The following is a 25,050-nucleotide window of genomic DNA, read 5'->3' on the forward strand; positions in this document are numbered from 1 at the left end:
ATGGTCATTTTGGAAACGGCACCCCGCCTTGTAAGGGAATATGAGTTAGATGGTTTGCAGCTAAAAGCAAACAACAAGTGCAAGAAATCTTTATCCTACCCAGGAGGACATGGCATTTCATGTGCAAAGATTCTAAATGCCATGGGAGATAGACCGCTTTTGATGACATATTTTGGAGGAGAAAACGGCGAAAAAATAATAGAGGATTTGGATGGCATAGGTCTTAGATATGTGACTATAAAGGATGAAAATCAGGAGATTGTAAAGCTTAGAATAGGTGAAGATATGACCTATATAGAAAGCGAGCATCCCCGACTTACAAGAGAGGAAATAAATGAGATAACAGGTCTTGTAAGCAAGGAGTTGGATTTTGCATCTTATCTCTTAATTCCCAAGTTAGGGGAAGAGAGAATTCCAAAGGCTATGATAAAAAATATAGTCTACAAGTGTAAAGAAGAGAAGGTTAGGAGCATGGTTGCCTATCCAGATGACATATCTGATATTTTAGAAGCGGCCCCAGACATCTTGTATTTAAATTCTGATAGTTTGGAGAAATATTATGAAACAAAGATAAGTCATCAAGCTCAAGCTGTTCAAATAGGAAAAGATATTTTAAACAAGGGGTTGGAGGCTGTTTTTGTAGAATCTGATCAGGCATATTTAATCTGCCTGTATGCGGATGAAAGCTATAAGCTAAAATTCAAGACAAATACTTCTAATATTGATGGCAATCATTTTTTAGCGGGTTTGGCATCTGGCACAAAAAGAAAGTATGACAGGAAGATGTGCTTGAATTTGGCAGCCGCTTGTAGTCTTTTGGAAACAAACGAAGGCGATGATAATTTGAACATGGCAATGATCAAGACCCTCATGAAAGAAATAGAAATTATAAAATTATAAAGGAGAAATTATGAATAAATTTGAATTAAATAGAGATAATTGTCTAATTTTATTTTTAGATTTGCAAAAAAAACTAAATCCAGCTATGTATGAAAGTGAAAAAATGTTAAAGAATGCTGAAATTTTAGCTAATTTAGTAGAAATTTTTGGTCTAGATGCCATCCAAACTACACAATACAAAAAGGGCTTGGGAGACAATGAGGACTTTATAGTAAATAAGAATATACAATCCATAGACAAAAATAGCTTCTCTTGCATGGGAGATGAAAATTTCAGAAATTTAATAAAAAAGTATAAGGACAAGACTATTGTCATAACTGGAGCAGAAACTCATATTTGCGTATTTCAAACTGTAAGAGATCTTTTGAGTGAAGGCTTTAATGTGCAATTAGTTTCAGATGCAGTTGGTTCTCGAACCAAAGAGAACAGGGAAAATGGAATAGAACTCATAAGACAAATGGGATGTGTTATAACAAACACAGAAACAGTGCTTTTCGATTTGGCAAAAAAGGCTGGAAGCCCCGAGTTTAAAAAGGCACAAGCTTTGATTCTTTAGTAGAAATCCGATTTTTATTGTAAAAGATTAACCTTAGTGGTAAGATTTTAAGTAATTGAAATAGGAGTGAGCGAATGAGAAAGTATCGAAAAGTTGAACATATAGAAAATTACTTAAAAACATCTTTTGTCGGATCTAATTTATTAGATGACGTTTTTTTGTACAATAATTCTCTACCAGAAATTGATTTTTATGAGATAGATACTTCTACAGATTTTATCGGAAAGAAGATAAACTTTCCCCTTATGATAAATGCAATGACAGGGGGAACAGATTTTTCCGCTGATATTAACAGGGATTTAGCCAGAGTAGCAAGGGAATTTCACCTGCCTATGGCTGTTGGCAGTCAAACAATTATATTTGAAGATAGCGAGTCCATAGAGTCCTTCAAGGTAGCGAGAGACATAATTGGAGAAGAGGGCATTGTAATAGCTAATATAAATGGTCATACTAGACTAGAAGATGCTCAAAAAGCAATTGATGTGATAGATGCAGATGCTATACAAGTCCACCTAAATCCTGCACAAGAACTAGCGCAAGAAGAAGGCGACAGGTCTTTTAAAAATATTTTATCTAATATAAGAGTTTTGCTTGACGGGCTAGATAAGCCCTTAATAGTAAAAGAAGTCGGCTTTGGAATTTCCAAAGACGTAGCAAAAAGGCTTTATGACATAGGTGTCAGAAATATAGACATTTCAGGTCATGGGGGGACCAACTTTTTCGAAGTTGAAAATTTGAGAAGTCCAAATCAAGACTTGGCAGAACTTTATTCTTGGGGTATACCCACAGCTCTTGCACTTATAGAGGCTAAGAGTTTAAAAAAGGATGGCATGAAACTTATTGCATCTGGTGGCATAAGAAATTCCACAGAGCTTATAAAGTCAATTGTGCTAGGAGCGGATATGGTAGGCATTAGTGGAGAAATTCTAACTTACCTCATTCATGGTGGATATGAATACACCATGCAATACATCTCAAATTTAATTTACAAGTCCAAGATGCTCATGATGCTTACTGGTTCATCTACAATTAAGGATTTACAAAAAACACCATATAAGCTCACTGGAAAACTAAGAGAATTTATTATGCAATAACACAAAGGCACTTATCCGAGTGCCTTTTTTTAATGCCTAAATACTCAAGTTAAAATAGGTTAATTTATTTTATAGAGTAAAATACATGAAACTATTAAGTGAAAATTTAGCCTATAATAATTTTTACTATGATATAATCAAGAAGGTGAAATTATGAAAAAAGGCGATTATCTAGTAATTTTTTTAATAATAATCTCAAGCTTACTCACGTTTTTTTTAACTAGTAGAAGGCTTTTGAGTGAAGGTAAAAAGTACATAAGAGTTACAGTCGATGGAAAAGAAATCGAAAGAGTCTACTTGGATCCCAAACTAAAGGGCAAGAGAATAAATATAAAGACTTCTTATGGATACAATACTCTCGAATTTACAGAAGATGGAGTCAAGATTGTGGCGGCGGATTGTCCTGATAAGATATGTATGCATATGCCTGCCATAAATCTTAGTGGCGATATGTTGGTTTGTTTACCTCACAAGCTCATAGTAGAGGTTAAAGATCAAAAGGACTTAGACGAAGTGGATGCGGTGCTGAAATGAAGACAAGAAAATATATTTTATTAGCCATGCTTACTGCCATAGGACTGGCGGTAGGATTTTTTGAATCTTTTATCCCCCTGCCGGTAGCTTTTCCAGGAGCAAGATTAGGTCTTGCCAATATAGTAGTTTTAATTACAATAGTAAATTTTGGCTACAAGGAAGGTCTTATCGTAGCAATTTTAAAGAGTGTGCTGTTGGTTTTTGTGAGTGGAAGCGTTTCGGCTTTTATCTTTTCTTTCACAGGAACTATACTTTCGGCCTTTGTGATGATTCTAAGTCATAAATTTTTAGCTAAATATCTGTCTCTTATAGGAATATCAGAATTGGGCTCTTTCTTTCACAATTTAGGACAAGTTTTAGCTGCGATGTTAGTATTAAAAAATCTTATGATAATTTCTTATTTGCCGTTTTTGGCTGGATTAGGAATTTTTACTGGTTATTTTGTAGGGTTGGCATCTAATTATATATCTTTCTACTTGAAGAAAAATATTAGGAGAATTTCGTGATGGATTTTATACTTGCATCGGCATCGCCAAGAAGAAAGAGTATTTTAGAAAAATTTATAAATTTCAGAGTTGAAGTTTCAAAAATATCAGAAGATAAGCAATTTTATAAATCTTCCCAAAGTATTGTAATGGGGTTGGCGTTTGAAAAGGCGCATTCGATAGCAAAAGAAAGAGAAGATGCTCTTGTGATAGGCGCTGATACTCTAGTTGATTTGGAAGGAAGGGTCCTTGGCAAACCCAAAAATATGGATGATGCAGAAAAAATGATAAGAGCGATGTCCGGGAAAAAGCATTCAGTTTACACAGGCCTCGCCCTTGTTAATTTAAAATTAAATAAGAAGATAATTAGTTTTGAAAAAACTGATGTCATATTCAAGACCTTGTCAGAAAGGGAGATTGCAAATTATATGGGAAATGCAGACTATATGGATAAGGCTGGAGCTTATGGCATTCAAGATGAAGCTGGTTTATTTGTTGAAAAAATAGTAGGAGACTATTTCAATGTGATGGGTCTTCCTATTTGTCTATTAAACAAGTTGTTGATTAGACATTTTGATATAAATCTCTTGGAGGAAGTATGAAAAAATATAATATAAAAAATCTTCCTGTGGAGGACAGACCCCAGGAGAAACTTTTTTTAAGGGGAGTAAAGGCGCTTTCAAATGCTGAACTCTTGGCTCTTATAATAAGAACAGGCACTAAAGAGGAAACATCAGTTGAACTATGCCAAAGACTTTTGAATGTCTTTGAAGAAAAAGCATCAGGTTTTGACATCGAGACTAATGACATAAAAATGAGAGAAAATTCAGCTCTTTATAAGATGAGAAATGCCAACATAGGCGATTTCGATGGAATAATGGGCATAGGTCCTTCTAAAACTGCCATGATTTTAGCAGCAATAGAGCTTGGCATAAGAATGAACGATCTTCCGTCTTTTAGAAAAATTCGCATTGATAGTCCGGAGAAGCTATACGCAGTGTTAAAAAATGAAATGTCCTCTCTGGATGTGGAAGAATTTAGAATTGCCATTTTAAATACTAAAAAAGATTTGGAAAAAATACACACCGTAGCAAGAGGTGGCTTGGATGTGTGCCATGTTCACCCTAGGGAAATTTTTAAAGAGGCAATAAGCAATCAGGCTCATACAATAATTTTGATTCACAATCATCCAACAGGAGATCCTAGTCCATCAAAGGCGGATATCAGTCTTACTAAAAGACTAGTAGAAGTTGGGGAAATTTTAGATATTCCAGTAATAGATCACATAATAATTGGACACAGATCATTTGTTTCCTTAGCAAGAGAGGGACACATATGACTTTGTTCATAGATTCTGCCGGGCTTATGGGAGAGTTTGAAGATGGAAAGTTTGTGGAACTTTCCGAGCTTAGCCCAGATATCAAAAATGGAAATATATACAGAGGCAGAGTAAAGGAGATTTTACCAAAAATTTCAGCTTATTTTGTCGACATTGGCTATAAAGAGGATGGATATCTTTCCTTTAAAGATACCTATCCTGCAAATGCCAAATTAAAAAAGGGTCAAGAAATTCTTGTGCAGATAAAAAAGACTCTCCCTCCTCCCAAGGGACACAGGGTAACTATGGAGATATCCATAGGAGGTCAAAATTTAGTCTTGTTTGAAAAAAAACTGCAAAAATTCTCAAACAAATTAAAAAGCGATGAAGTTAAAAGACTAAAATCATATGGAATTGAGTCTTGCTATGGAATTTTATACAGAACATCTTCTAAAAACTCTACTAGAACCGCACTAAAAAATGAAATAGAGGACCTTGAAAAAAGGCTTAAAACAGTCTTGGAAGAAAAGAATTTTTTACCAGTACCCAAATTAATTTATGAACCAAATGGAGTAAAAGATTTTCTCAAAAGAAGTGGTAAGAGCAAGGTCATAATAAACTCTAAACAAATATATGACGATTATAGATTAGATTTTGAAAATTTGATTTTGGATGAAAATTTTTCGATAAAAACAGACAGAAACTTATCAAAAGATTATAATAATTTATTTGAACCATGTGTGAATCTGGATTGCGGCGGGCAAATAATAATAGAAAAGACAGCCGCTCTTTGGAGCATTGATGTAAACTCATCTTATGGAGATGGCACGGATTTTGAGAAAACTGCCCTATTAAGCAATCTGGAAGCAGCGAAAGAAGGTGCAAGACAGATTATTCTTAGAAATATGTCCGGGATAATAATTTTTGATTTTATAAATATGCAAAAGGATGAGGACAAGGAACTTGTCATAAGAAAACTAAAGGACGAACTTGAAAGAGATAAGTCTCAAAACGAAGTCTATGGTTATACTAGCCTTGGATTGGTTGAGGTTTCAAGAAAAAATTTTGGTTTATCCCTTAGAAGACTTGAAAATTAGCAAACAATATGTTAATATACCTTAATGTAACCGCACATATCAGGTTTTAAAGCGAGAGCTGCCTGTTTTGGCGAGTCTTGTAATGAGGAGGTGCTACAATGTACGCAATAGTGGAAACTGGTGGAAAACAATACACTGTTAAAGAAGGCGACAAGGTTAGAGTTGAAAAGCTTGAAGCTGAAGTAGGTCAAACTGTAAGCCTAGATAAGGTACTACTTGTAAGTGGAGATGAAATTTCTGTTGGAAAGCCATATCTAGAAGGAGCTAGCGTTAAGGCTAAGGTTCTTTTGCACGATAAGGCAAAGAAAATAGTTGTATTTAAATACAAAGCTAAGAAAAACTACAGAAAGAAGAAGGGCCATCGTCAACCATATACTTTACTTGAAATAGAAAGTATATCTCTATGACCCAAATAACTTTGTTTCAGGTGGAGGGAATGTACTCAGGACTTAGGTCTTCGGGTCACGCTTCTTCTGGCGCTGACGAAGAAGTAGTTTGTGCAGCCATATCAATACTAACTCAGAATTTTTTAGATTTGATTTTAGAAAGATATGGTCAAGAAAATATTGAATACGAAATTGAGGATGGATATTTATTTTTTAGAGCCTTGAATGATACGGTCTATGAAGATGACAGATTTAAAAAGTATTTTGAATTTGTTCTTCATGCCTTTCAGATGCTCGAAAGAGATTATCCGGGATACCTAAAAATGAAACAGGAGGTGCTAGGATGATAAAGCTAAATCTTAGACTATTTTCATCTAAGAAGGGTGCAGGTAGTTCAAAAAACGGTAGAGATTCTGAATCCAAAAGACTTGGCGTCAAAAAGGGAGACGGATCTTATGTACTTGCCGGCAACATCATCGTAAGACAAAGAGGTACTAAAATTCACCCAGGTCTAAACGTTGGAAGGGGTAATGATGATACACTCTTTGCTTCTGCAAATGGTTATGTAAAATTCGAAACCAAGGGCAGAGGAAACAAAAAAGTTGTTAGCGTATATGAAGAAAAATTAGCATAATTCAAGTCGTACTCAGTACGACTTTTTTTATGTTTTAAATTTATAAAAGTTAAGATAATATTTGTAAGAGCTTTAACTTGTCTTAGGCTTTCGTATGTTATACTTATATTAATTCGGAGGTTATATGTTTATAGATAGAGCAAAGATAAAAGTAATAGCGGGTTCAGGCGGAGACGGCGCAGTTGCGTGGAGAAGAGAAAAATATGTCCCTGCAGGCGGCCCTGCTGGAGGAGATGGAGGCCATGGTGGTAATGTCATCATAAAAACAGATGAAGGTCTTCACACACTTTTGGATTTTAGGTATAAAAGAGAATATAAGGCTGAAAATGGAGACAATGGACAAAGCAAATTGAAGTTCGGCAAAGATGGTCAGGATATAGTTTTGTCTGTCCCAGTAGGAACTCTTGTAAAGGATGCCGAAAGTGGCAAGGTCATACATGATTTAAAGGCCAAGAATATGGAGATTATCTTAGCCAGAGGCGGAAGAGGCGGCAAGGGAAATGCCAGGTTTAAGACCGCAACAAGACAGGCTCCAACTTTTGCTCAAGCCGGCAAAAAAGGAGAATCCAGATCTATTATTTTAGAGCTTAAAATTTTAGCGGATGTTGGGCTTGTGGGATTCCCGAATGTAGGCAAGTCTACACTACTTTCAGTAGTTTCAGCGGCTAAACCTAAAATAGCAAATTATCATTTTACAACCTTGAGCCCAAATCTTGGCATGGTGTTTTTAGGCGACCAAAAGTCATTTGTAATTGCTGATATACCTGGACTTATAGAAGGAGCAAGCAAGGGTCAAGGTCTTGGAGATGAATTTTTAAAACACGTTGAGAGAACTAAGGTACTCATTCATGTGGTGGATATTTCTGGTTCTGAAGGCAGAGATCCTCTTGATGACTTTGACAAGATAAATAAGGAGCTTGAAGATTACAACGAGAAACTTGCTAAAAAACCACAAATAATATTTTTGAATAAAATAGACCTTTCAGATTCATCGGGCAAGGTCAAGGAATTTGAAGATAAATTTGGAAAAGGCTATAAGATATTTTCTGGTTCAGCTTATATGAATAAGGGAATCAAGGAACTTATGTATTATGCCTATGATTTACTTCAAAAGCAGGAAGATGACTATGAAACATACGATGAAGAGTATGTTGAAACAGAGGACAGAGCACCAGCTTTTGAAGTTTACAAAGAAAATGGCAACTATTTTGTAGATGGTCCATATATAGACTTGCTACTTAGATCTACAAACTTCAATTCCAGAGAGTCTTTGAGATATTTCCAAGAAAACCTTAGAAAGAATAAAATAGTTGATAGATTAAAGGAACTTGGAGTTGGAGAAGGCGAGAGCGTCTTTATCGGTGAGTATGAATTTGAATTTTTTGAATAATTAGGAGATAAATATGCTGAAAGGAAAAGATAGGGCTTATTTAAAAAGCCTAGCTCATAAAATTGAGCCCCTATTACAGATAGGAAAACAGGGTCTTAATGACGGAAGTCTATGGCAGCTTAATGAGCTTTTAGAGGCGCACGAACTTGTCAAAATAAGAGTGCTTAAAAATTCTCCCATAGATGTAAAAGAGATAGTTGAAGAAATTTTGGAAAAGACAAATTCAGAATTTGTTCAACAAATAGGAAATAAGCTAACCATTTATAGAGAATCTAAAGAAAATAAAAAGATAATATTGCCATGAAAATAGCCATTTTTGGAGGAACATTTAATCCGATTCACTTAGGACATCTCATGCTTGCTGAGGAAATAAGACAGATTAAGAATTTCGAAAAAATAATATTTTTACCCACTGGGAATCCTCCCCACAAAAGTCTTTATGTATCATCAGAAGACCGCCTAAACATGGTAAAATTAGCTTGCATGGACAATGATGCTTTTGAAGTTTCAGATCTAGAAGTCAAAAACAAAAAAATTAGTTATACAATCGACAGCTTGAAAATTTTAAAAGAAAAATATGATAATATAAATTATATAATCGGTTCGGACACGGTGTTTCAATTAAAAACTTGGAAAAGTTTTGAAAAATTACCCGAGTACACTAAATTTATTTTTATGAAAAGACCGGGATATGACTTAGAAAAAGATTTGAATATGGAGATACAATGGTTAAAAGAAGAATTTGGATTTGAAATAGAGGAGGTCACTGGACCACTTTATGACATTTCTTCTCATGATATAAGGGAGGATATCTCTAAAGGAAGAAGCTTAAAATATATTTTGCCTGAGAAAGTGAGGGAATATATTAGTGATAAGAGATTATATGAGCGAAGAAGATGAGTCCGACATTATAAATAGAATAGGACTAAAGAGATTTAACCACTGCATAAGAGTTGCAGATACCGCATATGAATTAGCAGAAATTCACAACGTTGATAAAGAAAAAGCCTATATAGCTGGTCTTTATCACGATTGTGGCAAAATAAGAGATTTGGAAGTAGCCAAGAGCGAATTTAAAAAAGCGGGTTTGGAGTTGAATGATGATCTTATAAACTCCCCGCAAATAATTCACCAATACTACGGAAGGTATTTGGCTGAAAAAAAATATGGAATAAAAGATAAGGATATACTCAATGCCATTTGCTATCATGCAACTGGAAGAGAGAATATGACAGATATAGAAAAAATTGTTTTTTTAGCAGACTATATAGAGCCTATGAGAAACTTTAAAGATGTTGAAAATGCTAGAATTCTTTCAAAAGAAAATCTGGATAAGGCTATGCTCTATGCCTTGGATAGGACAATAGAATATCTAATAGCAAAGGGTCAATATATAGGAATCGAAACAATTATAAGCAGAAATTTTTTTATCAGGAGCGATAAATGAAAGGATTTTTTAAGGGGTTTTTTATAACTCTTTTGATACTAATTGTAGCCTTTGTAGGATTTAGCCTATATTCGGCTTTTACAGCGACTAAATCAAGTCCCTTAGATGTAATCAAGGCCTTTAGGCAAGAGCCAAGCGATTTGCAATTTCTTCTTTTGGGAGTTGATTCAAGCGATCAAAATAAAAACAAATCAACAAGATCAGATGTTATGATGCTGATTTCTATAAGTTCAGAAAACAAAAAAGCCTCTATAGTTTCAATACCAAGAGATACACGTGTTAAAATTCAAGGGAAAAAGAATTATCAAAAGATAAATGCGGCTTACGCTATTGGTAAAGAGCAACTTGCCCTAAAGACTGTAAATACTGTATTTAATTTGAATCTGGACAAGTATCTTGTTGTGGACTATGGAATAGTAAAGGATGTAGTAAATAAACTTGGAGGAATTTCAATAGATGTTCCAGTAGACATGAAATACACCGATACTTGGGATGACCCGCCGCTTGAAATAGACATCAAAAAGGGGTATCAAACCTTAAATGGCGAAGATGCAATAAAATTTTTGAGGTTTAGAAAGGGTGAAGGAGGAAGCGGCTACAAGAATCAAGACTTGGATAGGGTCAATTCTCAGAAGATGTTTATTGATGCGGTTCTCGAGAAAGTCACTAAGCCTTCTGGAATTTTAAAATTACCTTCACTTTTGAGAATATATCAAGAAAGAATCAATACCAACATAACTTTAAATGAGATGATTGGAGCCTTTAAATTATTAAAATCTAATGATGGTGAAAAGATGGAAGGCCACACACTTCCAGGAAGCCCTAAATATATAAATAGAGTGTCTTATTTTATATATGACGAGAAAGAGAGTGCCTTACTTTTGAGATCCTTGAATCTGAAATAGGAGGAAAGATGGAAACTAAAAAGAAATTGGAAATAATAAAAAATGCAGGCCTAGACAAGTTGGCAAGTGATATTGAAATATTAGACATAAGACAGAGAAACGGTCTTAGTGATTATTTTATAATAATGTCTGCTGACTCTTCTAGGCAAGTTCAGACAATTGCTGAATATATAGAAGAAAAAATGTTTGAAGAAAAAGAAGAGGCCATACACAAGGAAGGATATGGCTCAAATAGATGGATTATTTTAGATTATTCAGATGTAATATGCCATGTATTCCATAAGGAAGAAAGAGAATATTACAACATAGAAAGACTTTGGTCTGATTCTAAAAGCATTTTAGAAAAAAAGGAGGAAAATTAATGGAGATAATACAAACCAAAAAAGCACCAGCCGCAGTAGGACCATATTGCCAAGGCGTATCAAGCCAAGGCAAAAAACTAATTTTCACATCAGGACAATTGCCACTATGCCCAGAAAGTGGCGAATTAGTTACATCTTCAATTAAGGATGCAACTATTAGATCTTTGAAAAATGTCTTAGCAGTAGTAGAAGCAGGCGGTGGAAGTCTAGAATCAATAATAAAGGTTAACATTTACTTAAATGATATTAACGATTTTGCAGCTGTAAATGAAGTTTATGAGGAATTTTTTAAAGAGCACAAGCCTGCTAGATCATGCTTGGAAGTGGCAAAATTGCCAAAGGGCGGACTTCTTGAAATTGAGGCAATAGCAGAAGCAAACTAGATTTAAACATCGACCTTGGTGAGGATTTTTTATGGATATGCGATTTGTAAAAAAATATTTACCCACAATTGTGCTGGGCTTGGCCTTGATATTTTTTGCCGGAAAATATTTCGAATATAGAGTTGAAACAAGAGAAAATGAAGATTTTGTTGAGAATGTAGAAATTGAAAATGACAAAGATATTGAAGACTCAAAAGAAAATATTGTAGTCCATGTGGCTGGGCTTGTGAAAAATCCGGGACTTTATGAATTAAAGAATGGATCCAGGGTCGAGGATGCTATTTTGGCAGCTGGAGGACCAATTGGCGATGGCGATATAAACAAATTAAACAGGGCAAGAATCTTAAAAGATGAGGAGAAGATAACAGTTGAAGGGCCTGGTTCGAGTGAGGACGAAGGTTCCATTCAAAGCTCCGATTCAGATAAGATAAACATCAACAAGGCAAGCCTAGATGAGCTTACCAAGATACCAGGTATAGGACCAAAGACGGCAGAAAAGATAATTAAATATAGAGAAAAAAGTCCCTTTGTGCACATAGAAGACCTAAAATCAGTACAGGGCATAGGAGACAAAAAGTTTGAATCTTTTAAAGATTTTATAACTTGCGATTAGAACAAATATTGACTTAGACTTGCAAAAATGATAGACTACATAAGGTATGAAATACACACATTGGCGGATTTGAAAGTGTTGCCCAAGGGTTCTTTCAAAGTAGAGGCCGGTGGAGGAAAAAACAAGGAGGAAAATATGTCAGTTATTTCAATGAAGAATTTGTTAGAAGCAGGAGTTCATTTTGGACATCAAACTAGAAGATGGAACCCCAAAATGGCAAAATTTATATTCACAGAAAGAAATGGTATTTATATAATAGACCTTCAAAAAACTGTTAAAAAAGTTGAAGAAGCCTATGAATATATAAAGAACATCACTGAAAACGGTGGAAAGATTCTTTTTGTAGGAACTAAAAAGCAAGCTCAAGATGCTGTTGAAAATGAAGCTAAAAAATGCGAAATGCCATATATAAACCAAAGATGGCTAGGTGGTCTTTTGACTAACTACAAGACAATAAGAAGAAGAATAGATAGACTATTTGAGCTTGAAGAAATGGAAACCAACGGAACTTTTGAAGTTCTTCCTAAAAAAGAAGTAATCCAATTGAAGCATGAAAGAGAAAGATTGGAAAAATTCTTGGGCGGTATAAAGCACATGGATAGAATACCAGATGCCTTATTCGTAGTTGATCCTAAAAAAGAAAGAATAGCTGTAAAAGAAGCTGATATCTTAGGAATTCCAGTTATAGGAATTGTAGATACAAACTGTGATCCAGATGAAGTAGATTTTCCAATACCTGGAAATGATGATGCGATAAGATCTGTAAAACTTTTGACTGAAACAATTGCCAATGCAGTTCTAGAAGGAAGACAAGGAACACAATTGGAAGACAACAGCTCTGAAGACAAAAACGACGATTCTGAAGTTGAAGTAGAAGAAGCTCTTGAAGAAGAAGCTGAAATAGTTGAAACAGAAGAATAAAATTTTAAGATAAATAAAGTTTTGTAATAAGAGTTCGAATATTGATTGAACTCTTATTTTATAGGAGGTAAAAATGGCAAATATTACTGCAGCTCAAGTAAAAGAATTGAGAGAAAAATCAGGCGCTGGAATGATGGATTGCAAAAAGGCCCTACAAGAAACAAATGGGGATCTTGATAAGGCAATGGATTATTTAAGAGAAAAAGGAATTGCATCAGTAGCAAAGAAGTCTTCAAGAATAGCTTCAGAAGGACTTGTTGATGCTTATATTCATGGCGGAAGAATAGGTGTAATTATAGAAGTAAACTCTGAAACTGACTTTGTTGCTAAGAATGATGACTTCAAACAATTTGTAAGAGACATGGCAATGCAAGTTGCAGCTGTAAATCCTAAATATATCGACAGAGAAGATGTACCAGCTGAAGAAGTTGAACATGAAAAGAATGTTTTAAGAGAACAAGCTCTTAACGAAGGAAAGCCAGAAAAAATTGTAGAAAAGATGGTTGAAGGACGTTTGGACAAATTCTTTGAAGAAATTGTTCTTTTGGATCAAAAATTCATCAAAGATGGAGACCTAAAAGTCAGAGACGTGCTTACAAATCTTGTAGCTAAGATTGGTGAAAATATTAAAATCAGAAGATTTACAAGATACGAAGTTGGCGAAGGCCTTGAAAAGAAAGAAGAAGATTTTGCAGAAGAAGTAAGAAAGCAAATGGGTCAATAATAGGTAAAAGTAATGAATCCAAAATACACCAGAGTAATTTTAAAATTAAGCGGCGAAGCCTTGGCAGGAAATGAAAAGGTAGGCATTGATCTTGACACCATAAAAATAATAGCTTCAGAAGTAAAAGCCATAAGAGATCTTGGCGTTGAAGTTGGAGTTGTTGTAGGTGGAGGAAATTTCTGGAGGGGAAGAGACGCCTCGGATATGGACAGAGCCACCTCGGATTATATGGGAATGTTAGGCACTGTAATGAACTCATTGGCAATTCAAGATGCCTTGGAATCAATGGGAGTTGCCACCAGAGTAATGACTGCAATTGAAATGAAGGATATAGCCGAACCTTATATAAGGAGAAGGGCAATCAGGCATTTGGAAAAAGGCAGAGTTGTGATTTTTTCTGCCGGAATAGGAGCTCCCTATTTTTCGACAGATACAACAGCAGCTTTGAGAGCGGCTGAAACAAATGCAGAAGTTATCTTGGTTGCTAAAAAAGGTGTAGATGGAATTTATGATGCGGATCCGAAAATTGTAAGAAATGCGAAGAAATATGATGAATTAACATATCATAAAATTTTGTCAGATGAGCTTAAAATTATGGATTCGACTGCAATATCACTTTGTATGGAAAATAAAATTCCACTTCTTGTATTTGGCATAGACACTCCGTCAACAATAGTAGAAGTGGTAAAAGGAAAAAATTTAGGTACTGTGGTCAAATAGGAGGATTATCATGATAAAAGATCTTACTAAGATAAGCGAAGATAGAATGAAAAAGACAATTTCCGTATATTCGCAACAACTTGCCAGCATAAGAGCAGGAAGAGCAAACCCAGCACTTCTAAACAACTTGAGCGTACAGTATTATGGACAGATGACTCCGCTTAATCAAGTTGCGGGTATCTCTGCACCAGAACCAAGGCTTATAACTATTTCTCCTTGGGATGTAAGTTTAATTCCAGAGATTGAAAAAGAAATTTTAAAATCAGACCTCGGTCTAACTCCTTCAAATGACGGAAAGATTATCAGACTTAATATTCCGCAACTCACTGAAGAAAGAAGACTTGAACTTACAAAAGTCGTAAGAAAAAACGGTGAAGATGCCAAGATAGCCATCAGAAACGTCAGAAGAGAAATGATGGATGAAATTAAAAAGACTGAAAAAGATAAAGAAATCACCGAAGATGAAAAAAGAACTTATGAGGACGATGCGCAAAAGTTGACAGATAAGTATATAGATGAAGTTGACAGGGTGACAGCTGAAAAAGAAGCTGAACTTTTGGAAATCTAAAAAAGGGGGCTTGACCCTCTTTTTTTATTTGTAAATATTGATGTGAGGTATTAATGGAAAACAAAGATTTGTTTTTAGAAAAAATAGATTTGACTAGGATTCCAAGACACATAGGAATAATAATGGATGGTAATGGACGCTGGGCTAAAAATAGATTGCTTCCTAGAACTATGGGCCACAAGGAAGGGGCAAACAGAGTCTTGGATATAGTTGAGGCTTCTTATAAACTTGGAGTTAAATCTCTATCTCTATACGCATTTTCCACAGAAAATTGGAAAAGACCAGAGGATGAAGTGAATAAAATAATGAAACTTCTCGTATCTTTCATAAAAAGATGGCTAGAAAAAATAAAGAAAAACAACATAAAAATTCAGCTAATGGGAGAAGTTGATAGGCTTCCAGACTGGGTTAAAAAAGAAGTAGAGATTGCGTTGTTAGAAACTTGCAAGAATGATAAAATGATACTAAATATTGGATTAAATTATGGCGGTCAAGATGAAATAAAAAGAGCCGCTAAGTTAATTGCAATAGATTATAAAGATTCAAAAATTTCTCTTGATGAAATAGGAGAAAGATTTGAGTCATACTTATATACAGCTGGACAAGCTCCCTTGGATTTACTGATTAGACCATCAGGGGAAATGAGAGTTTCAAATTTCATGCTCTATCAATTGGCATATAGTGAATTTTGGTTTTCGGATGTCCTCTGGCCTGATTTTACAGAAGAGGTCTTATATAAGGCTATATATGAGTATCAAAATAGAAATAGAAGGTTTGGTGGACTATAATTGAATGAAATACAAAAGCGTGTAGCAACAGGTTTGATTGGAGGGGCCTTGTTAGCCCTAATTCTATATTTAGGCGGTTTATATTTACAAGTGGCAATATTGATTGTGGATATTTTCATGTGTTTAGAATTAAAATCTGCGCTAAAAAGAAAAAATATAAAATTGAATTTACCGTCTATGTTAATAGGCTCTATTTTGATATTTTTAGAATATTTTTATGAGCTGCCATTTTTGTTGCCCATATTTGCAGTTCTTTTTCTTACATTTTTGTCTATTTTGGCCACGGATAAGTACAATGTCGAAGATGGCATAAATACCTGCTTCGCATTTTTATATGGACCCGTTTTGATATCCACGCTTAGGTTTTTGGATAAGACTCCTTTTTTAGTTTTGGTATTTTTGGTTGCTTTTGGAACAGATACATTTGCCTATATTGTCGGAATGAATTTTGGCAAGCACAAACTGATTCCTAAGGTGAGTCCAAATAAGAGTGTAGAAGGCGCCATAGGAGGCATTTTGGGAAGCTTAATATTATCTATGTTCTATCTTTACTTTAGAGGGATACATCTTACAGTTTGGATAGCTTTATTTTTAATATTGGCATCCATATCGGGTCAAATAGGTGATTTAATAGCATCAAAGATTAAAAGATTTACAGGAATAAAAGATTTTGGACACATTTTGCCAGGACATGGTGGCTTTATGGATAGGTTTGATAGCATTTTGATGGTTGCTCCAGTCATATATTTAGCGTATCAAATTTTAAAGGGGGTCATGTAGTGGGCATATTAAGTGCTGTTATTATTTTTCTGCTTGTAGTAATGCTTCATGAGTTTGGGCATTTTACAGTAGCTAAATTAGTTGGTATAAAGGTTAATGAATTTTCCATAGGCATGGGACCTTCCATTTTAAACAAAAAAAGTGCAGAGACTAAGTATTCTCTAAGGCTACTTCCCATAGGAGGATATGTTGCAATGGAAGGAGAATCAGAAGAATCAAAAGATCCAAGAGCTTTTAGCAGTGTTGGAGTTGGTAAGAGACTTGCTGTTGTTGTAGCAGGAGCTTTTATGAATTTTGTGCTGGCGGTTTTTGCATTTTTAATTTTGAATTTGATTTCTGGATATCCGACATCTACCATAGGAAATTTTACAGATATTTCACCAGCAAGAGATGCAGGTTTACTCGCAGGAGATAAGATTATTCAAATAGATGGTAAAAATGTTAATACTTGGGAAGATATAACATCATTTATAGCTTATAAAACAAGCAATGATATTGAATTAAAAGCCATGAGAGATGGTGAAGAGATAAAATTCAATGTAAAGTTGAATACTATAAAAGAAGAGGGCAAGGCTGAAAGAAAAGTAATAGGAATAATGCCTAAAAATGAATTTAATTTTATAAAGTCTATAACAAATGCTTTTGCAACTACGGGAAATGTCATATCTTCTGTATATAAGGCCTTGTGGACTATGCTAAATGGTGGATTTAAGACAACGGATTTGTCAGGTCCTCTTGGAGTAATTTCATTTATTGGAAAACAGAGCAAGGAGGGGATTACACCTTTAATTGCTACTCTTGGTCTGATATCTGCAAATCTTGGCGTTATGAATCTACTTCCACTATCACCACTAGATGGAGGCAAGGCTGTTTTTCTACTTATTGAAGCAATTAGGGGCAAAAAGGTAAATGCTAAAATTGAAGAGAAATTTTCTCTTATAGGATTTGTCGCTTTATTTGGCCTTATGATTTATGTGACAATATTTAGTGATTTAAAAAGGATTATAGGGTGGTAGAGTGAACAGGAAAAAAACTAGAGTTATTAGAGTGGGGGATGTTCTTATTGGTGGGACAAACCCCATTTCTATTCAGTCAATGACAAATACTAATACTAAAAATTATATAGAAACTGCAAAACAGATTAATGAGATGGAAGAATATGGTCTTGATATAATCAGATTTGCAGTAAATGATCTGGAGGACGCAGCTGCAATAAAGGAAATAAAGTCCAGAATAAAAGTTCCGACTATTGCAGATATACAATATGATTACAAACTTGCACTTGCTTCTATCGAAAACGGGATTGACGGGCTAAGAATTAATCCGGGCAATATAGGAGCTAGATGGAAGGTTGAAGAAGTTGCCAAGGCCTGCATGGATAGGGGCATTTCTATAAGAATTGGAGTAAATGCTGGGTCCTTATCTCAAGAAATACTCGATGCTTTTTCTGGAGTAAATGAAAATTCTATTGTTGAAAGTGCATTAAATGAGGTAAATGTCTTGGAGTCTATGGGATTTAAATATATAAAAGTATCCCTAAAGGCATCTGATGTGAACTTGTCATTGAGATCATATAAAAAATTCTCTGAGCTCTCGGATTGCCCTCTTCATCTGGGCATCACTGAAGCTGGACCAGGGCTACAAGGTGTAGTCAAATCATCTGTTGGCATTGGAACACTTTTAAGTCAAGGAATTGGAGACACTATAAGGGTATCTTTAACTGAAAGACCTTTAGAGGAAGTCAAAGTAGGAAGAGAAATACTTAAGTCACTTGGGTTAAGAAATGATGGCATTGAAATTATATCTTGTCCAACGTGTGCGAGAACTAAAGTTGACCTATTTAAGATAGTAAAAAAGGCTCAAGATCATTTTGAAAAAATGGACAAGAATTTAAAAGTAGCTATAATGGGCTGTGCAGTAAATGGACCAGGAGAGGCAAGAGAAGCTGATATTGGGATTGCATCAGGCAAGGGCTGCGGGCTTATATTTAAGAAGGGAAAGATTGTAAAAAAGGTCAAGGAAGAACAATTACTTGAAGAACTTATAAAAGAAATGGAAGATATGTAATGGCTTTTGAATTTGAAAATTTTTGCAGCAAACTCGGTTTGGACTTAGACAAAAATTTGGACATTCACTTAAAAAAAGTAAGTTTTAGAGATGATAAATCGCTAAAGGTTGAATTTATAAACCGAGCAGGTCTAGATACTAAAGTGAAAGAAAAAATTAGAGAGGCCTTAGTCACTTATTTTAAAGAATATGAAACCGAAGTTGGTTTTGAAGACGATGTTATTGAGAAAACATCGCCGGAAGAAATTATCAAAAATGTAATAAACAGGTATCCATCAAATGCTGGCTGGGTAGCAGAATGTAAAATTGAAAGGCAAGATAAAGATTTTAAAATTTATTGCCCTTATAACATTCTTCACAATGGGGACTTTGTCGAAGAAATGAAAAAACAAATGAATGCTGAACTTGGCGCTTTTGATGAAGGATTTAGGATAGATTTTTTAGAAGACGGGAAAAATACGGACAGTCTTTTGCTTGAAGATATAGAAAAAGAAGCTCAATCCATGGCAGATGAAAAAGCTCAAATAAAAGAAGAAACAAAGACTAAAAAAGAAAAAGTTGAAGAGGGAAGCTTCAAATGGGGCAAGGGTAAGCTCAAAGAAGTAATTATGATATCTGATTTGAGGAATTTTTCTGATAAGGTCTGCATTAAGGCTAAGGTATTTAAAATTGATACAAAAGATGTGGAGTCTGATAAGGGTAAATTCAGGATATTATCTCTTTATGTCAATGACAAATCTGGTTCTGTAATAGTTAAAGTCTTTCTAAAAAATGAAAAGATTTTCGAGTCAGAAAATTTCAAGAAAAATAAGAACTATTTTTTTGTTGGAAGTTTGAAATATGATAATTTTGCCAGAGAAGAAATTTTTTCAGCAACTTATATAGAAGAAGCCGAAGAAGATGTCTATTCTGATCTTTCAGAAGAAAAAAGAGTTGAGCTTAGATTACATTCTAATATGAGCATGATGGAAGGCGTTAATGACTTTAGAGATTTTTTAAAAAGAGCAAGTTCTTATGGACACAAGGCCTTGGCAATAACTGATAGGGCAAGCGTTCAAGGTTTTCCAGATGCGGCTAAGGCTGGCAAAGATTTGGGCATCAAGATTATCTATGGGCTTGATGGATACTTGGTAGATGATGAGATTGGCATAATACAAAATTATAAAAAAGAAACTCCGAGAAATAAATTTGTCGTATTCGATTTAGAAACAACAGGCCTTTCTCCGCGTAAGGACAAGATAGTCGAAATTGGAGCCGTAAAAATTGTCGATAATGAAATTGTAGATAGATTTTCAGCACTTATAAATCCACAAATGCAAATGTCCCAAGGAGCCGAGGAAATAACAGGACTTTCAAATGCTCTCTTAGATGAGGAAAGAACTATTGAAGAAGTCCTTCCTGAGTTTTTGGATTTTATTGAAGATAGCGTTTTGGTAGCTCATAATTCAGATTTTGATACTGCCTTTATCAGAAGAGAGATGAAGGCCATGGGTAAAAAGTTTGATTACGCAGTCTTAGATACACTTAAATTGGCACCGAGTATTTTGGAAGACTTGAGATCTTATACTCTATCAAACATAGCCAAAAATTTGGGTGTTATACTGACTAGAGCTCATAGAGCGGTAAATGATGCGGAAGCAACGGCTGGAGTTTTACTTAAATTATTGGATTTGGCGGCACAAAAGGGAGCATCATCATTTGAAGAGATAAATAAACTTTATCCAAGTGGAAAAATTGAAGCCACACATGGCAGCCCTTGTACTATTCTTGTAAAAAATCAAATAGGAATGAAAAATCTCTACAAGATTGTATCAGAATCTCATATGAATTATTATTTCAGATCGCCTAAAATACCCATGTCACTTTTTAAAAAGTATAGAGAAGGACTTTTACTTGGCTCTGGAAATTATAACTCATATCTTTTTGATGGCATCTTATATGGTAAAGATGATGATGAAATTTTGCGCTTGGCATCAGTTTATGATTATCTAGAAATTCAACCAGAATCAAATGCCAATGTACTTATAGTAAGCGAAAAATTAAACACTACAAAAGAAATTCAAGAGATTAATAAAAAAATATATGAATTGGGTCAAAAACTTGGAAAATTAGTTATCGCAAGCGGAGATGTATTTTATCTAGAGCCTCAAGATGACTTGATAAGAAGGATAATATTAAATGGGGATATTTCTAATTTTGACAAGTACAAAAATGTGAATAATTTCCTATATTTCAAATCAACCAAGGAAATGCTCGAAGATTTTTCCTATCTTGGAGATGAAATAGCAAAAGAAGTTGTAATAACAAATACAAATAAAATTGCAGATTCAATTGAAGATGTATATCCAGTGCCAGATGGAACTTTTCCGCCAGTTATTGAAGGCTCGGAAGAAGAACTTACAAGAATATGTTATGAAAATGCCAGAAAAATATATGGGCAAGTATTACCTCAACCAGTAGAGAAAAGACTAAAAAGGGAACTCGATTCGATAATCAAAAATGGATATGCAGTCTTATATATAATAGCTCAAAAACTTGTAAAAAAATCTAATGATGATGGGTATATAGTAGGCTCGAGAGGCTCTGTTGGCTCGTCATTTGCAGCCACTATGGCAGGGATTACAGAGGTAAATCCTCTACCTCCACATTACGTATGTCCAAATTGCAAGAATGCCGACTTCATAGAGGACTTGAGCATAGGCTCTGGTGTTGACTTGGAAGACAAAATTTGCCCTAAATGTGGTACTCCTTACAAAAAAGAAGGCCACAATATTCCATTTGAAGTATTTTTGGGATTTGATGGCGACAAGGAGCCTGATATAGATTTGAATTTTGCTGGAGAGTATCAATGGAGAGCTCACAAATATACTGAAGATTTATTCGGAGAAGGCTATGTGTTTAGAGCTGGAACAGTTGGAACTGTTGCTGAAAAAACGGCCTATGGATATGTTAAGAAATATTTTGAAGGTCAAAATATAAATAATGCAGAGGTTGAAAGACTTGTACAATTGTGCATGGGAATAAAAAGAACATCAGGTCAACACCCTGGTGGGGTAATGATATGTCCCAAGTCCAAGGAAATATTTGACTTTACGCCGATTCAGTACCCAGCAGATGATAAGTCATCTGGAGTAATAACAACTCATTTTGCATATGAACACATTTCAGGTAGAATATTAAAGCTTGACATATTAGGTCACGACGGGCCGACAATAATAAAGATGCTTGAGACAATTACAGGATTTGATTCGAAAAACATAGATCTTGGGGATAAAAGAGTAATGGAACTTTTTGCATCGGCCGACCCTTTAAAACTTAACAAGGATATCTTAGATTCAAGCACTGGTACCTTGGGCATACCCGAATTTGGAACCAATTTTGTAAAGCAAATGCTATTGGAAACAAGACCACAAAATTTCTCTGAGCTTGTCAGAATTTCTGGTTTATCACATGGCACTGATGTATGGACAAATAATGCCCAAGAACTTGTGAGAGCTGGCAAAGCGGAGCTTAAAGATGTAATCTCAACTAGAGAAGACATAATGTTGTATTTGATAAATGCGGGAGCGGAGGATAAGATGGCCTTTATGACTATGGAAAAAGTTAGAAAGGGTAAGGGCCTTAGTCCAGAAGCACAAGAAGCGATGAAGGGATTGAGCTTGCCACCTTGGTATATAGACTCATGTCAAAAGATAAAGTACATGTTTCCCAAGGCGCATGCAGTCGCATATGTAATGTTAAGTTTTAGGATTGCTTATTACAAATTGTTTTATCCATTGGCTTTTTATGCAACTTATTTTACTATAAAACTTCAAGACTTGGATGGCATTTTGATTGCAAAAGGAGCTCAAGCTGTTATAGAAAAGATGGAAGAAATAAAAAATCAAGATAAACAAACCGCCAAGGACAAGTCAACATTAAATGTGCTTGAAGTCGTTCTAGAAATGTATGCAAGGGGATTTGAATTTGAAGCGATAGATATTTATAAATCTGAATCCAAAACATTTAAAGTATCGGAAAACAATAAGATTGTGATACCCTTTAGAGCCATGTCAGGTCTTGGAGATAATCTAGCGGAAAAAATAGTTGAGGATAGGAAAAATGGCCCTTATATATCAATCGAAGACTTTGCAAAAAGAACAGGAGCAGGAAGATCTATAATGGATGCAATGAGGGATAATAATCTCTTTAAGGGAATGCAAGAACTAAATCAAATTTCTCTTTTCAATTTTTAAAGAGCATTATTTATCTAAATTGCTTTAATGATATCAAAACTTGTAATTTATAAGGATTAGAAGTATAATATAAACATAAGAAATTGTTTTAGGAGTGGGTTGGCCCACTCTTTTTCATTGGAGGCTTTAATGAGCAGAAAAATTATTGATAAAGTTAAGAACGTTGCGAAAGAAGTTTGTGATGATTTAGGGTATGAGCTTGTTGATGTGAGCTTTCAAAAGGGAAGCAAACATGACCTACTTTCAGTCTTCATCTATAAAGAAGAAGGGATTGGTCTTGACGATTGTGAACTTGTCTCAAAAAGTTTAGATAAGTTATTAGAGGATGATGCGGATTTCGCAAATCCATACTACTTGGAAGTTTCATCACCAGGCTTAGACAGACCAATAAAGACTAAGGATGATTATAGGAGGAATTTAAACAAAGAAGTTGAACTCAAGCTATATTCTCCTATTGACAAGAAGAAAAATTTCGAAGGAATTTTGACTTCTTATGACGATGACAATGTTACTATCAAGGTTGATGGAGAGGATTTTGTATTTGCTCAAAAAGACATATCTCTCATGCGTCAACAAATCAAATTTTAAGGGAGGTAATGATGAATCAGGAATTTATTCATGCCCTTGAGGAAATAGAAAAAGATAAGGGGATATCTAAAGACATAATCTTTGATGCCTTAGAATCAGCCCTAGTTTCCTCATACAAGAAAAACTTTAAGACAGCTCAAAATGTTTTGGTGCAAATCGACAGAGAAATGGGTGAGATCTCGGTTTATGCAGTTAAGGATGTGGTTGAAGAGGTAGAAGATGAAAATCTTCAAATATCTTTAAAAGATGCAAAAGCAATAAACCCAAAATTAGAAATCGGTGATGTTTACAATGAAAAGGTGACACCTAAAGATTTCGGAAGAATTGCCGCTCAAACTGCTAAACAAGTTGTAATTCAAAGAATTAAGGATGCAGAAAGAGATATTATATTTGAAGATTTCGCTGATAGGGAAAATGAAATTATAACTGGTCAAATCCAAAGAATAGCAAGAGGAAATGTCTATGTTGATCTTGGAAAGACTGAGGCTATTTTGCCAGCAGCAGAACAAATCCCAGGAGAAATCTACAAGGTAGGAGATAGGCACAAGATGCTCCTTTTGGAAGTTAAAAGGACTACTAAGGGACCACAAATAGTCTTATCAAGATCGCATCCCAATTTGATAAAAAGATTATTTGAATTGGAAGTACCTGAAATAAACAGTGGCTTTGTTGAAATTTATTCGATTTCAAGAGAAGCTGGCTCGAGAACAAAAATTGCAGTTTTCTCAAAAGATCCAGAAATTGATGCTCTTGGAGCCTGCGTAGGATACAAGGGTGCAAGAGTAAAAGCCATAGTTGATGAGCTTCATGAAGAAAAGATAGATATTGTGATTTGGGAAAAAGAGATAGGCAAATTTATAGCAAATGCCCTAAGCCCATCAAAGGTGGTAAAAGTTTTTGTAAATGAAGAAGAAAAATCAGCCCTTGTAGTGGTGCCAGATTATCAACTTTCTCTTGCAATAGGCAAGGAAGGACAAAATGCAAGACTTGCTGCTAAACTTACTAATTGGAAGATAGATATTAAGTCTGAAGCTCAGTTCTATGAGTATCTTCAAACTGAAGATATGCAAGAAGAAGATCTTAAAGAAAAATTTGGCTTAGAATTAAGGGACGAAAACTTAGAAGAATCTGAGTATGTCGTAGTTTATAGTAGTGATGAAGACGAAAATGCAGATAATGAAGCTGAAGAAAATAAGGAAATTTTAGATCTCGAAAATGATAAGAGCATAGAAGATAAAGATTAACTATTATTCTACAGGAGTAATTTATGAAAAAGGTAAAGAAGATTCCCATGAGAAAGTGTTTAGGATGTGGAGAATCCAAGCCTAAAAAAGAGCTTCTTCGAATTGTCAAGAACAAAGAAGGAGAAATCTTTATAGACACTGAGGGAAGAGCAAACGGTAGAGGTGCTTATATATGTTTTGACTCCAAGTGCCTAGAGAGGGCAAATAAGTCTAAGGGCTTGCAGAGAGCTTTTGGGCAAAGCGTTGACAAGGAGATAATAGATTCACTTGAAGAGTCTATAAAACATATGCAAGAACCTTAAGAGGAGGTT

Annotated in this window: 31 protein-coding genes and 1 other annotated feature; all 31 genes read left to right on the top strand. The window is 34.9% G+C overall.

The window, feature by feature from the left end:
* Positions 1-900, top strand: coding sequence for a PfkB family carbohydrate kinase (locus LV469_01005; GenBank protein UHR02889.1), 900 nt, complete (start codon positions 1-3; stop codon positions 898-900).
* A 10-nt stretch (positions 901-910) separates the two neighbouring features.
* Positions 911-1,456 (top strand): isochorismatase family protein, encoded by a 546-nt coding sequence (locus tag LV469_01010; GenBank protein UHR02890.1) that lies wholly within the window; start codon positions 911-913, stop codon positions 1,454-1,456.
* Positions 1,457-1,530: 74 nt separating this feature from the next.
* A complete protein-coding gene (fni, locus tag LV469_01015) occupies positions 1,531-2,550 on the top strand; it encodes a type 2 isopentenyl-diphosphate Delta-isomerase (protein UHR02891.1) in 1,020 nt (339 codons plus the stop codon).
* 234 nt (positions 2,551-2,784) lie between these two features.
* Positions 2,785-3,084, top strand: coding sequence for a NusG domain II-containing protein (locus LV469_01020; GenBank protein ID UHR02892.1), 300 nt, complete (start codon positions 2,785-2,787; stop codon positions 3,082-3,084).
* Complete coding sequence (locus tag LV469_01025) at positions 3,081-3,590, top strand: Gx transporter family protein (protein UHR02893.1); 510 nt, start codon at positions 3,081-3,083, stop codon at positions 3,588-3,590. The genes LV469_01020 and LV469_01025 overlap by 4 nt, the downstream gene beginning before the upstream one ends.
* Positions 3,590-4,171 carry a Maf family protein gene (locus LV469_01030; GenBank protein UHR02894.1) on the top strand — a complete coding sequence of 194 codons (582 nt, stop codon included), beginning with the start codon at positions 3,590-3,592 and terminating at the stop codon, positions 4,169-4,171. Before LV469_01025 ends, LV469_01030 begins: the two co-directional genes overlap by 1 nt.
* Entirely contained in the window at positions 4,168-4,908 is a 741-nt protein-coding gene (gene radC / locus LV469_01035; protein ID UHR02895.1) for a DNA repair protein RadC, read from the top strand. Before LV469_01030 ends, radC begins: the two co-directional genes overlap by 4 nt.
* Complete coding sequence (locus LV469_01040) at positions 4,905-5,984, top strand: ribonuclease E/G (protein UHR02896.1); 1,080 nt, start codon at positions 4,905-4,907, stop codon at positions 5,982-5,984. Before radC ends, LV469_01040 begins: the two co-directional genes overlap by 4 nt.
* A gap of 18 nt (positions 5,985-6,002) precedes the next feature.
* Positions 6,003-6,072 (top strand) — a sequence feature (ribosomal protein L21 leader region).
* A 10-nt stretch (positions 6,073-6,082) separates the two neighbouring features.
* The gene (gene rplU / locus LV469_01045) at positions 6,083-6,391 is read left to right on the top strand and encodes a 50S ribosomal protein L21 (protein ID UHR02897.1); all 309 of its coding nucleotides are present in this window, start codon (positions 6,083-6,085) and stop codon (positions 6,389-6,391) included.
* A gap of 29 nt (positions 6,392-6,420) precedes the next feature.
* Positions 6,421-6,717 (top strand): ribosomal-processing cysteine protease Prp, encoded by a 297-nt coding sequence (locus LV469_01050; protein ID UHR02898.1) that lies wholly within the window; start codon positions 6,421-6,423, stop codon positions 6,715-6,717.
* On the top strand, positions 6,714-7,004 hold the full coding sequence (gene rpmA / locus LV469_01055) for a 50S ribosomal protein L27 (protein UHR02899.1): 291 nt from the start codon (positions 6,714-6,716) through the stop codon (positions 7,002-7,004). The genes LV469_01050 and rpmA overlap by 4 nt, the downstream gene beginning before the upstream one ends.
* 124 nt (positions 7,005-7,128) lie before the next feature.
* Complete coding sequence (obgE, locus tag LV469_01060) at positions 7,129-8,394, top strand: GTPase ObgE (protein UHR02900.1); 1,266 nt, start codon at positions 7,129-7,131, stop codon at positions 8,392-8,394.
* Positions 8,395-8,407: 13 nt separating this feature from the next.
* Positions 8,408-8,698, top strand: coding sequence for a ribosome assembly RNA-binding protein YhbY (yhbY, locus tag LV469_01065; GenBank protein UHR02901.1), 291 nt, complete (start codon positions 8,408-8,410; stop codon positions 8,696-8,698).
* On the top strand, positions 8,695-9,294 hold the full coding sequence (gene nadD / locus LV469_01070) for a nicotinate-nucleotide adenylyltransferase (GenBank protein UHR02902.1): 600 nt from the start codon (positions 8,695-8,697) through the stop codon (positions 9,292-9,294). The genes yhbY and nadD overlap by 4 nt, the downstream gene beginning before the upstream one ends.
* Complete coding sequence (gene yqeK / locus LV469_01075; protein UHR02903.1) at positions 9,278-9,841, top strand: bis(5'-nucleosyl)-tetraphosphatase (symmetrical) YqeK; 564 nt, start codon at positions 9,278-9,280, stop codon at positions 9,839-9,841. The genes nadD and yqeK overlap by 17 nt, the downstream gene beginning before the upstream one ends.
* On the top strand, positions 9,838-10,746 hold the full coding sequence (locus LV469_01080) for an LCP family protein (GenBank protein UHR02904.1): 909 nt from the start codon (positions 9,838-9,840) through the stop codon (positions 10,744-10,746). Before yqeK ends, LV469_01080 begins: the two co-directional genes overlap by 4 nt.
* 8 nt (positions 10,747-10,754) lie before the next feature.
* A complete protein-coding gene (gene rsfS, locus LV469_01085) occupies positions 10,755-11,108 on the top strand; it encodes a ribosome silencing factor (GenBank protein ID UHR02905.1) in 354 nt (117 codons plus the stop codon).
* Complete coding sequence (locus tag LV469_01090; protein UHR02906.1) at positions 11,108-11,491, top strand: RidA family protein; 384 nt, start codon at positions 11,108-11,110, stop codon at positions 11,489-11,491. The genes rsfS and LV469_01090 overlap by 1 nt, the downstream gene beginning before the upstream one ends.
* A gap of 31 nt (positions 11,492-11,522) precedes the next feature.
* Positions 11,523-12,104, top strand: a complete 582-nt coding sequence (locus LV469_01095) for a ComEA family DNA-binding protein (protein ID UHR02907.1) — start codon at positions 11,523-11,525, stop codon at positions 12,102-12,104.
* 135 nt (positions 12,105-12,239) lie between these two features.
* On the top strand, positions 12,240-13,025 hold the full coding sequence (gene rpsB / locus LV469_01100) for a 30S ribosomal protein S2 (GenBank protein ID UHR02908.1): 786 nt from the start codon (positions 12,240-12,242) through the stop codon (positions 13,023-13,025).
* A 73-nt stretch (positions 13,026-13,098) separates the two neighbouring features.
* The gene (gene tsf, locus LV469_01105; GenBank protein UHR02909.1) at positions 13,099-13,749 is read left to right on the top strand and encodes a translation elongation factor Ts; all 651 of its coding nucleotides are present in this window, start codon (positions 13,099-13,101) and stop codon (positions 13,747-13,749) included.
* A gap of 12 nt (positions 13,750-13,761) precedes the next feature.
* Positions 13,762-14,469, top strand: coding sequence for a UMP kinase (gene pyrH, locus LV469_01110; protein ID UHR02910.1), 708 nt, complete (start codon positions 13,762-13,764; stop codon positions 14,467-14,469).
* A gap of 10 nt (positions 14,470-14,479) precedes the next feature.
* A complete protein-coding gene (gene frr, locus LV469_01115) occupies positions 14,480-15,037 on the top strand; it encodes a ribosome recycling factor (protein ID UHR02911.1) in 558 nt (185 codons plus the stop codon).
* A gap of 53 nt (positions 15,038-15,090) precedes the next feature.
* Complete coding sequence (locus tag LV469_01120; protein UHR02912.1) at positions 15,091-15,825, top strand: isoprenyl transferase; 735 nt, start codon at positions 15,091-15,093, stop codon at positions 15,823-15,825.
* Positions 15,826-16,605: a phosphatidate cytidylyltransferase gene (locus tag LV469_01125; GenBank protein ID UHR02913.1), complete on the top strand. Its 780-nt coding sequence runs from the start codon at positions 15,826-15,828 to the stop codon at positions 16,603-16,605. It abuts the gene before it with no gap.
* On the top strand, positions 16,605-17,621 hold the full coding sequence (gene rseP / locus LV469_01130; GenBank protein UHR02914.1) for an RIP metalloprotease RseP: 1,017 nt from the start codon (positions 16,605-16,607) through the stop codon (positions 17,619-17,621). Before LV469_01125 ends, rseP begins: the two co-directional genes overlap by 1 nt.
* Before the next feature lies 1 nt (position 17,622).
* On the top strand, positions 17,623-18,672 hold the full coding sequence (gene ispG, locus LV469_01135; protein ID UHR02915.1) for a flavodoxin-dependent (E)-4-hydroxy-3-methylbut-2-enyl-diphosphate synthase: 1,050 nt from the start codon (positions 17,623-17,625) through the stop codon (positions 18,670-18,672).
* Entirely contained in the window at positions 18,672-22,907 is a 4,236-nt protein-coding gene (locus tag LV469_01140; protein ID UHR02916.1) for a PolC-type DNA polymerase III, read from the top strand. Before ispG ends, LV469_01140 begins: the two co-directional genes overlap by 1 nt.
* Before the next feature lie 129 nt (positions 22,908-23,036).
* Complete coding sequence (locus tag LV469_01145) at positions 23,037-23,495, top strand: ribosome maturation factor RimP (protein UHR02917.1); 459 nt, start codon at positions 23,037-23,039, stop codon at positions 23,493-23,495.
* An 11-nt stretch (positions 23,496-23,506) separates the two neighbouring features.
* A complete protein-coding gene (nusA, locus tag LV469_01150) occupies positions 23,507-24,739 on the top strand; it encodes a transcription termination factor NusA (GenBank protein UHR02918.1) in 1,233 nt (410 codons plus the stop codon).
* A 23-nt stretch (positions 24,740-24,762) separates the two neighbouring features.
* Positions 24,763-25,041 carry a YlxR family protein gene (locus tag LV469_01155; protein UHR02919.1) on the top strand — a complete coding sequence of 93 codons (279 nt, stop codon included), beginning with the start codon at positions 24,763-24,765 and terminating at the stop codon, positions 25,039-25,041.
* The last annotated feature ends 9 nt before the right edge of the window (positions 25,042-25,050 follow it).

It is taken from the genome of Peptoniphilus sp. GNH (assembly GCA_021307325.1).
Classification (GTDB): Bacteria; Bacillota; Clostridia; order Tissierellales; family Peptoniphilaceae; genus KA00134.